This is a genomic window from Pseudoalteromonas neustonica (assembly GCF_001653135.1).
Taxonomy (GTDB): domain Bacteria; phylum Pseudomonadota; class Gammaproteobacteria; order Enterobacterales; family Alteromonadaceae; genus Pseudoalteromonas; species Pseudoalteromonas neustonica.
The window spans coordinates 1-10,533 of the sequence record NZ_BDDS01000037.1 but is presented as its reverse complement, the minus strand read 5'-3'; the positions used below and the strand labels follow the sequence as shown (position 1 = coordinate 10,533).

The window sequence follows — 10,533 nt, the reverse complement described above, 5'->3', positions numbered from 1 at the left end:
TTATTTTCTTTGTTTTTTTTTCGCGTCCTCTTGCCTAGCTGTTTCTTACTTTGTTTGTCGTCGGTAGCGGCATATGTGTTGAATAGATAGTCTGGTTCCGCTCCATATTAATTTTATCCACTTGCTTTAAGTAGCAAACTCGATGCCCGAGTGGTGGAATTGGTAGACACAAGGGATTTAAAATCCCTCGACTAACAAGTCGTGCCGGTTCAAGTCCGGCCTCGGGCACCACTTTAAATTATTTTACCAAGGTAATTTAAAGAAGATAAAAATAGTTTTGCGGTACTAGCTCAGTTGGTAGAGCGCGACCTTGCCAAGGTCGAGGTCACGAGTTCGAGCCTCGTGTACCGCTCCAAATTATTTGGAAACATTTAGGCGGAATGGCAGAGTGGCCATGCACCGGATTGCAAATCCGTTTACCTCGGTTCGACTCCGGGTTCCGCCTCCATATAATTTAATCCACACGCTTTAATTAGCAAACTCGATGCCCGAGTGGTGGAATTGGTAGACACAAGGGATTTAAAATCCCTCGACTAACAAGTCGTGCCGGTTCAAGTCCGGCCTCGGGCACCAATCTATCTTTTATAGATTGCTTTAACTTAATATTACAAGTTAAAAATAGTTTATATAAATCTTATTTATCTTAATCTTATCTCTTAATACTTTTAGTTATTACTTCAAATTGTTATCCTAGATCTCATTGATTTTAAATTACCAACGAGTAGTTTTTATTACCACATCATTCATGTGATCGTGGTCTATAAGGATATTTATGAAAGTAAGTCATTCAGTTTCCTACGCGCTCACATTAATGCTGCTATTTATTTTAGTTGGCTGCAATAATGATGATTCAGAACCAACGCGCAGTGTTACAAGCAGTGCTACAAAAGCACAAAATTCACCACTAAACGATCCTTCCTTTAATTTAGCGCAAGTAAAACAAGATTACGCAAATACACCTTTAACTGTGCTTGATGTATCAGAACGAAGCCGAGATGGAAAAAACTCAATTGCGGTTACTTTATCTGTGCCACTAAACCCAGCAGACAACCACCAAAAATACTTTAATATTAGTAATAAAAAAGAAGGTGTGGCGGATGGAGCTTGGGTGCTGTCTAATTCAGGAAAAACAATTTGGTTCCCGTATGTAGAGCCACAAAAGAGCTATGATATTACGGTATATCAAGGATTGGTTGCAGCTAATGGGGAACGTTTAAGTCAAACTTACAGTACCCAAGTTACAACGAATAAACTTACCGCAAGCATTAATTTTGACACTACAGGGGCGTTTCTTACGAAAGGCTTAGGAAATGGTCTTCCTGTTGTGAGTGTAAATACGCGTGCCGTTGATATTAATTTTTACAAAATCAATGAAAAAGACAGCCAATCATTTTTGAATGAAATATCAAATCACCGCTATTATTGGGGTATAGAGCGAATCACACAATTTGGTGAATTAGCTTATACAGCAAGGTACGAATTAAATGCACCAAAAAATACCCGTGTAAAACGCAGTATTAATATTGATGGTATTAAAGCGTTAGAACCTGCAGGTATTTACCTTGCAGTCATGGTGAAAGCGGGCGGATATGAGCAGCATCAAATGATGTGGTTTAGCGTAACTGATATTGGCATGCATGCGCGTTTTTATAATAACCAAATTGACGTTCACACTTCATCGCTTAAATCTGGCAAACCAATGCAAGATGTTGAAGTAAGCCTACTTAATAATGAAGGCGAAATACTACAACAAAGTTTAACATCCCCTGATGGACAGGCTTCTTTTGTGACTAACCTCAATGCAGCATCTCTGATCAGCGCTAAGATGGGCGATCATTATTCTGTGATTGAAATAAATAAACCAGCGCTAGATTTATCTCAATTTGATATTGGCCTGCGGCCTAACACAGAGCAAGAATTATTTATTTACGCTCCAAGAGACTTATATCGACCTGGCGAAGTCATTGACTTTAATGCACTACTTCGAGATAAAGATGGGCGTTTAACGTCAACAAGTATTTTATCAGCAGTCATTAAGAGTCCTGATGGTACGCATGTTAAAACGTTTAAATGGGCGGGGGATGCAAGTAACTATTACAATAAAGCATGGTCAATTCCTCGTGATGCTCAAGTGGGTAGCTGGCAGTTTGAAGTATCCAGTGTAGATAAATCGGTATTTATTTTTAATTTTAAAGTCGAAGAGTTTTTACCTGAACGTTTAAAATTAACCTTTAACCCTCAGAGTGAATTAAAGCGTCTTGTTGTTAACAAACATCAAACACTTACTCTGCCTGTTTTAGGCGAGTACTTATACGGAGCTCCAGCTTCGGGTAATCGTTTATCAACACAAGTAAATATAGCCCAGTGGCGTAGGCCTGTATTAGCATTACCAGAATTTGAATTTGGTAACATTCAAGAGACTGCTTTTAATACCCGTAATGATTTAACGGATGTTGAACTTGATAATAAAGGACAAGGAAAGCTGGTTTATAACGCTGATTTTTCAACGTTAAAAAGCCCACTGCGAGTTCAGTTTATTAGTAGCTTGTATGAATCAGGGGGGCGTCCTGTATCGCGGGCTTATTCAGGATTAGTATGGCCAGAAAATACGATGCTCGGCATTCGTAGTAGCTTTGGTGAACGTAACCCAGAAGCTAACTCTAAAGTCAGCTTTGAGATTGTTAATGCCTCACTTGATGGTGAAAAGCATATAGCGACTAATTTAGATATTAAGCTGATAAGAGAAGATCGCCGTTATTTTTGGGTATATACGCAAAGTGAAGGGTGGCATTACCAATGGGATGACAACGAGTTTGTTGAGCTTACTCAGTCAATAGATATTGAAGCCGGTAAAACAGCTCAAGTACGGTTTCCAGTTGAGTGGGGACGTTATCGTTTAGAAGTAAAAGATCCCGAAAATAACTTGTTTTCTAGCATGCAATTTTACGCGGGTACAAATTGGTATGAAGATTGGCAAGCGGCACAAGCCGGCAGTGGTGCCGCGCAACCAGATAAAATAACGATGGCGCTTGATAAAGCTGCGTATAGCGTAGGTGATACAATAAAAGTGAATGTAATTCCGCCAGAAGCAGGCGAAGCTATCATTATGGTTGAAGGTGATGAGCCACTTTGGATGAAGCGAGTGTCTATTTCAAGTGAAGGTGCAGTCGTTGAAATACCTTTTTCGAAAGAATGGCAACAACACAACCTTTATATTAGTGCTGTTGTGTTGCAAGCGGGCAGCAATGAGCAAAGTTTGACGCCAAAACGCAGCTTTGGTTTAGTGCATTTACCCTTAGACAGAGATTCACAGCAACTTGATATTACCTTCGATGTAGCCGAAAAAGCACTTCCAAACAAAAATTTACCCGTTAAAATTAACGTTAAGCAGGCGGCAGATAATAAATCTAAACACGCTTTTATTACCTTGGCTGCTGTGGATGTTGGAGTGCTGAGTATAACGGATTTTGCAACCCCAGATCCGTTTGATGCATTCTTTGGGCAACGTCGCTATGACGTTGATGCACGAGATGTGTACGATAAAGTAATCGAAGTTAGTCAATCAGATAAAGCGAATTTACGTTTTGGTGGCGATACAGACCTAACGCGAGGTGGAAAGGCCCCACAATCAGAGGTAAATATTGTCTCTTTATTCAGCGGCTTAGTGGCTTTGAATCAACAAGGTGAAGCAAATGTAGACTTAGCGATCCCGGATTTTAATGGACGCTTAAAATTAATGGTTTTAGCTTTTTCAGATAATGAATTTGGTAGTGCCGAGCAAGAAGTAACCATTGCAGCACCAGTCGTTACGCAAATTGCAATGCCACGTTTTTTAGCGATGGGTGATAGCACAACGATTGCCCTAGATGTTACTAACCTCAGTGGTGTAGAACAAACACTAGCCGTTAGCTTTGAAGCAAATGGAGCAGTAAAGCCATTTACTGATGATAAAGATATTAGGCTACTTAATGGAGAAAAAACCACATTAACGTACCGAGTTGATGCTGAAAGCCCGATTGGCAACGCCTATTTTAATGTGATGGTTAAAGGTGATGCGCTTGAAGAAAGTGTGCAACGGCAATGGCAATTAGGATCACGCCCCAGCTATAGTGCAACACATACCAAAGTTCAAAAAGTATTATTACAGGGTGAAAAGCTGGAACTAGATAAGCGCATAACTGATGAGCTTATTTTAGACACCGTGCAGGCCAGCGTATCTATTTTTAATCGCGCAGGCATAAACCTACAAAATCAGCTAACACATCTGATGCAATATCCTTACGGTTGCCTAGAGCAAACCAGTAGCCGTGCTTATCCACTTATTTTTGCCAGCCCAGAGAAACAAATATTAATGGGTATTAAAGGTGTGAGTGAGCAAGAGCGCTTAGCCATGATAAACCAAGGTATTGACCGTTTAGCTACTTTGCAGCTCAGTAATGGCGGTTATGGCTTATGGAGTAATAAGTCAACAGAAGAATATTGGTTAACTGCGTATGTGGGAGATTTTTTACTCAATGCGCGAGAAATGGGTGTAAATGTACCCGAAACACTCTTAAGTAAAACGCTTTCACGACTTCAGCGCTATATTGCACGTAGCGGCAGCTTTTACAATGAACCTTGGAGCGATGATCCCAAGCATAGTAATTTTGCTTACAAAGCCTATGCAGCATATGTTCTATCACGTGTGAACCAAGCGCCATTGGGAACTCTGCGTAGTCTTGCTAAAAATCAAGCGGATGACGCGAAAAGCGGATTACCACAAGTGCACCTAGCCATTGCTTTGGCTAATATGGGTGACAAAAAACGCAGTGATGCGCTATTCATTCGCGCTTTAAATAATATACCCACGAAAAGAGAACACTACTTAAGTGATTATGGAAGTCAAATACGAGATTTAGCGATGATGATTCATTTAATGATCAAACATCAGCAACACGCCCAGCATCAACAAAAAGCAATTGCACTTAGTTTTAAATTAGCCGATTTACTAAATCAACGAACGTATTACAGCACACAAGAGCGTAATGCATTATTTTTAGCGGGCTTGTCGCTGCAAATAAATAACAACACATTGTGGTCAGCACAGCTAATTTTAGGGAGTGCTAACTCAAAGAAAGACACGCTGACAGCCAATGAGCATACTCTGCAGCAAAAAACGGTATTTAAACAGGCCTTAACAGCGGAAAATTTACAGCACTCGGTTACAGTAATGTCTAAAAATGAAGAGCCATTATTAGCGACGATCAATATCAGCGGTTATGGTAAAAAAGCCCCTGTGCAAAGTACGAATGGAATAGCTATTGGGCGTCGTTGGCTTAATGTAAAAGGGCAAGAAGTAAAAGTTAATGAAGTGAAGGTGGGAGAGCTATTTTTAGTTAATTTAACAGTGAATGCCGATCAAAGAACACCTGATGCCATGGTTGTTGAATTACTACCTGCTGGTTTTGAGCTCGAAAATCAAAACCTAGCCCATGCAATTAAGCTTGATGAAATAGTAATAGACGGGCAAAGCATTACACAATGGCAACAGCAAAACCCAGTTAAACACCAAGAATACAGAGATGATCGGTTTGTAGTGGCACTTGAATTATATAAAGGCCGTACAGCACAATTATTTTATTTAGTTAGGGCGGTAACGCCGGGCATATATAAAGTGCCATCATCATTTGTAGAAGACATGTATAGGCCAGAACTACGAGGCGTCGGTAAGGCGACGAATGACATTACTATCAGTCAACCAAGTACAGCAAAGTAGTGAGAATTAAGCTAACGAAAAAGAGGGTTTGTAAATTTTTATTAGTCGCTTTAGCGTAAAAAAAATAATCGCAGGCTCTGCTGCTGCGCTCATTTTTTGGTGTGTTTTGTTGTTGTCAATAAGTGCTTTGCTGTTGGATTATTTATATCCACTTAAGCTACCGCAAGGGACTTACAGTATGGCAGTTACAACCAATTCAATTACACCGATAAGTAAAACGCGTGCAAAACAATTTGCACGCGTTGTGGTCGATGAAAACAATAGACCATTACGTACTTTTGCTGACGATAATGGGATATGGCGTTACCCAATATCGTTGCAGCAAGTTTCACCGCTATATATTGAAGCTTTAATAAACTATGAAGATCGCTGGTTTTGGTATCATCATGGCGTTAATCCATTTTCAGTATTACGCGCTACTTATCAAAATATTACACAAGGGCGAATTATTTCAGGAGGTTCAACACTGTCAATGCAAGTTGCGAGAATATTGCACCCTCACTCACGTAGTATTTGGGGAAAGCTACAACAGGTATTGCGAACATTACAGCTTGAATGGCATTTAACTAAACCACAAATACTACAACTGTATCTTAATAACGCCCCTTTTGGTGGCACAATAGAGGGCGTGGAAGCCGCCAGTTATAGTTATTTAAATAAATCAGCGCAAGCGTTAACACACGCAGAAGCTGCATTATTGGCAGTATTACCACAAGCGCCCACACGGTATCGCCCCGACTTACATAACCAAGCAGCGCAACATGCACGTGATAAAGTGCTCAACCGTCTTGCAGAGTTTAAAGTGTGGCCGCAAAGCGTCATTGACGATGCAAAATTAGAGCATGTTTATAGCAGTCGCTTTAAATCACCGCAATTAGCCCCTTTGTTTGCAAGACGATTATTAAATCAACACCCAAAACAATTGATCATTAAAAGCACAATTAATGGAGAGTTACAGCAAAACTTACATGACTTAATTACAAACTACATTACACAATTACCAACGCGAAGTTCTGCAGCTATTTTGGTCGTGGATAACCGTACTTCGGCGGTTAAAGCGTATATAGGGACTGCTGATTTTGCTAATACAAAACGTTTTGGTTACATAGATATGATCCAAGCTATTCGATCGCCAGGCTCCACACTTAAACCTTTTTTGTATGGCTTAGCGTTAGACGATGGTTTAATCCATTCGCATTCATTATTAGCAGACACTCCTAGAAATAATGCACACTATCGTCCTGCAAATTTCAGTGGTGGTTTTAATGGGCCAGTATCGGTGCTTAGTGCATTGCAACGTTCTTTAAATATCCCCGCGGTTGACCTATTGCAGCGTTATGGCGTGAACCGCTTTGTTAGCCAATTAGATAATGCGGGATTAGCACTGTCTATTCCTCACAATGAGCCTAATTTATCAGTCATATTGGGCGGGGCAGGAACGTCATTAGAAGGCTTAGTTCAACAATACAGTGCATTGGCAAATGAAGGACAGGTGCACCAACTACGTTATTTACAGCATGAGTTAGCACAACCAAAATCAACACGGCGTTTATTATCGCCTGCAAGTGCGTGGGTGATCCAAGCTATTTTATCAGGGATTAGCCGCCCAGGTAGCATTCATACTTTGGCCTCTATGTATGAAACTAAAAAAATAGCCTGGAAAACAGGCACTAGCTATGGTTACCGTGATTCATGGGCAATAGGAGTGAATAAGCACTATACAATTGGCGTATGGGTCGGTCGACCTGATGGCACACCTATGCCTGGTCATTATGGTGGCAGTACTGCCGGGCCATTATTATTTAAAGTGGTTGATAATTTGGACCTCGATACAGTAAACATATCAAAACCGGATAACGTAACGGCAAAAAATATTTGTTGGCCATTAGGCACATTATATTCTGATCAAACAAAAATGTTTTGTCAGCAAAAGCATCAGGCATGGGTAATCGATGAGGTTGTGCCGCCAACTTGGCATCGTGAAGATGCTGATGCATGGCAAAATGGTCTTTTTACCTATTGGTTCAATCCAATCAACCAACAGCGGGTATCAATAGATTGCAATATAAAGGGTAAGCGCGCAAAACAAGTAGCGCTTTGGCCAAAAGTACTTGAACCATGGCTTATTAAAAACCAACGCAGAGCAGCCCTCATTCCAAAGCTTGATAAACAATGCGTAGGTGCATTGCCATCTGCAAGCGCAACACTCAGAATTGTTGGTATAGAAAACAAGAGCATTTATCGAAAATCTGGGGTAAATGGCGAACCACCCAGTATTATATTGAAAACGGTAGGTGGAAGCGGACGTAAAAGTTGGTATATAAACGCTAAACAACACTACCAAACGTTAGAAAATGAGACGACCACTCATGTTTTTAGTGAGACAGCACAAGGTGATCAACAAATTATTGTACAAGACGAGTTGGGTAATACTGATATGGTAACTATCAGTCTTTAAATATTTGAAAACTAATAATGAGTGTTTTTGATAGGAGAAATATACCCAAGTCACGATCAAGATATGAGCGTTGCTTTTAAACTACCCCTTAAAGGAACCGCCATTATTGCGAAGTAACGCCTCAATAGTAAGCTCTGTGAAACGCTGAACCCTGCATCTTGAGGTGACTTGGGTACACACCAAAGTTTAAATAAATTAAACTTTGGTGTGATTTTTTACTTGTGCCAAATCCCTTTAGGGATTGATTCATCAAGCTTTTTATTTTGAGTAGGATCAAACGTTGGTAGTTTACCTGCTTTACGCTGAGCGGTGTAATCATTAGCTAGCCAAAAGACAACACCAGAGAGCATAAATAGTGCAATAACATTTACTATCGCCATTAAGCCCATTGATATATCAGCTAACGTCCAAATTAAGCCAAGTTCACTCACTGAGCCAAACATAACCATGCCAAGCACAATTAGGCGAAATATAAGCATGCCATGAGCATGATTGTGCTCTAAGAACATCAAGTTAGTTTCTGCGTACGAGTAGTTAGCGACAATCGATGTAAAAGCAAAGAATAAAATAGCGATGGCAACAAAAATAGCACCCCAACTACCCACATGCTGTTCAAGTGCCGCTTGTGTTAATGCAATACCAGTTACACCAGAGTCTGCAACTAATTGATCTGAGAGAAGGATCAAAGCAGCTGTTGCACTACAGATAACAACGGTATCAATAAATACACCGAGCATTTGTACATAACCTTGCGAAGCCGGGTGTGGAGGATTTGGTGTCGCGGTGGCAGCTGCATTTGCAGCACTACCCATACCAGCCTCATTTGAGAATAAGCCACGTTTGATACCTTGGATCATTGCTTGCATTACACCATAGCCAATTGCACCAGCACCAGCTTGTTCAATACCAAAGGCACTATTGATAATACGCATAAATACAGCGGGCAATTCTTGTGCATTTATAGCACATACATAAAGTGCAACAAGTAAATATGCTAACGCCATAAATGGCACAACTAATTCGGCAAAGCGAGATATTGTTTTCAGACCACCAAATATAATAATGCCAGAGCCAACAACTAACATTAAGCCAACAACATAATTAGGAATACCAAAGGCTACTTCAAAAGCTGCAGCGATTGAGTTTGATTGCACTGCATTAAACACTAAACCAAAGGCAAGTATCAGGCACAAAGAAAATACGATACCCATCCAGCGTTTACCCAAACCATATTGCATATAATAAGCTGGGCCGCCTCTAAAATTACCATGTTCGTCACGAATCTTGTAAGCCTGCGCCAACGTACTTTCAGCAAAACTTGTTGCCATGCCTATTAAAGCAATTAGCCACATCCAGAAAATAGCACCTGCACCGCCTAAATAAAGTGCAACAGCAACACCTGCCATATTACCTGTCCCAACACGGGCGGCGAGGGAAGTACAAAAAGCTTGAAATGACGAAATACCATCTTTATCGCACTGGCGAGAATTGAACATGACTTTAATCATGTGTGGGAATTGCACAAATTGAATAAACTTGAGTTTAATAGTAAAGAACAGTCCAGCTGCTATTAATAAGTAGACAAGGATATGACCCCACAGCAGCCCACTAATACTATTTATTATATCTATCATGTTATATGCCTAATGAACGAGTTAAAAAAACAGCGGGCAACTTATCATAAGCGAGGCAGATAGTTTAGTGTAACAATGAAAAAAGCTACGTTATCCACAGGCTTTTGTGGGTAACATGTCAGTTTCTTTTGTGTATCTTACAAAAGCGAAATAAATGCAATATTAGTGATAATAACGCTTGCGTAAAATCCGCCGCGCCCTATAATGCGACCCCACTGAGACGGCAGAGCGCAACGCTTAGCGGGGCAAGAGTTAATCAGTGAGTCGAGTAAAACTTGAGTTTAGATTTTTTAGAAAGTTTAAAATTAAGTGTTGACAAAAAAAGTGGAAAGCGTAATATGCGCAGCCCTAGCGAGATAAAGTTTAACTTTAATCGCAACGTTCTTTAACAATATAAAGCAATCATCTGTGTGGGCACTCGTACAGATTGAGTTCTAACAGCCGAACTTAACTTTCTTTTTAGATAGGTAAGCAAGGCAAATAAATTTAGAGTCTCAATGTGATTTCTCGAAAGAGAAACTGAGTGACCAACAGAATAGTTATTTTTAATAATTATTCAGCACAGTCAATTCAATATCGAAAGATATTAAATAAATTCAGAATTCATTGAGCAGGTTCTTCATTCTTTATTGGATGAGAACAGAAAAAACTTTTAATTGAAGAGTTTGATCATGGCTCAGATTGAA

3 protein-coding genes and 4 tRNA genes are annotated in these 10,533 nt (G+C 40.1%); 6 read left to right on the top strand and 1 reads right to left on the bottom strand.

Going from position 1 to position 10,533, the window contains the following annotated elements:
* Window positions 1-144: 144 nt before the first annotated feature.
* The 6 genes from A7967_RS21750 (at window position 145) to pbpC (ending at window position 8,213) form a co-directional block, all read left to right on the top strand.
* Window positions 145-231 (top strand) — tRNA-Leu (locus A7967_RS21750).
* Between the two features lie 48 nt (window positions 232-279).
* Window positions 280-355: transfer RNA gene (locus A7967_RS21745), tRNA-Gly, on the top strand.
* 19 nt (window positions 356-374) lie between these two features.
* Window positions 375-448, top strand: a tRNA-Cys gene (locus A7967_RS21740).
* A 38-nt stretch (window positions 449-486) separates the two neighbouring features.
* Window positions 487-573 (top strand) — tRNA-Leu (locus A7967_RS21735).
* 199 nt (window positions 574-772) lie between these two features.
* On the top strand, window positions 773-5,755 hold the full coding sequence (locus A7967_RS21730; protein WP_054205698.1) for an alpha-2-macroglobulin family protein: 4,983 nt from the start codon (window positions 773-775) through the stop codon (window positions 5,753-5,755).
* Between the two features lie 178 nt (window positions 5,756-5,933).
* Complete coding sequence (gene pbpC, locus A7967_RS21725; RefSeq protein WP_054205699.1) at window positions 5,934-8,213, top strand: penicillin-binding protein 1C; 2,280 nt, start codon at window positions 5,934-5,936, stop codon at window positions 8,211-8,213.
* 215 nt (window positions 8,214-8,428) lie between these two features.
* Here pbpC and A7967_RS21720 read toward each other — a convergent pair whose 3' ends face one another.
* On the bottom strand, window positions 8,429-9,847 hold the full coding sequence (locus tag A7967_RS21720; RefSeq protein ID WP_054205700.1) for an alanine/glycine:cation symporter family protein: 1,419 nt from the start codon (window positions 9,845-9,847) through the stop codon (window positions 8,429-8,431).
* Between the last annotated feature and the right edge of the window lie 686 nt (window positions 9,848-10,533).

Coding starts and splice junctions, on each gene's coding strand:
- pbpC (WP_054205699.1), top strand. CDS start 5,934: ATGGCAGTTACAACCAATTCAATTACACCGATAAGTAAAACGCGTGCA.
- A7967_RS21720 (WP_054205700.1), bottom strand. CDS start 9,847: ATGATAGATATAATAAATAGTATTAGTGGGCTGCTGTGGGGTCATATC.
- A7967_RS21730 (WP_054205698.1), top strand. CDS start 773: ATGAAAGTAAGTCATTCAGTTTCCTACGCGCTCACATTAATGCTGCTA.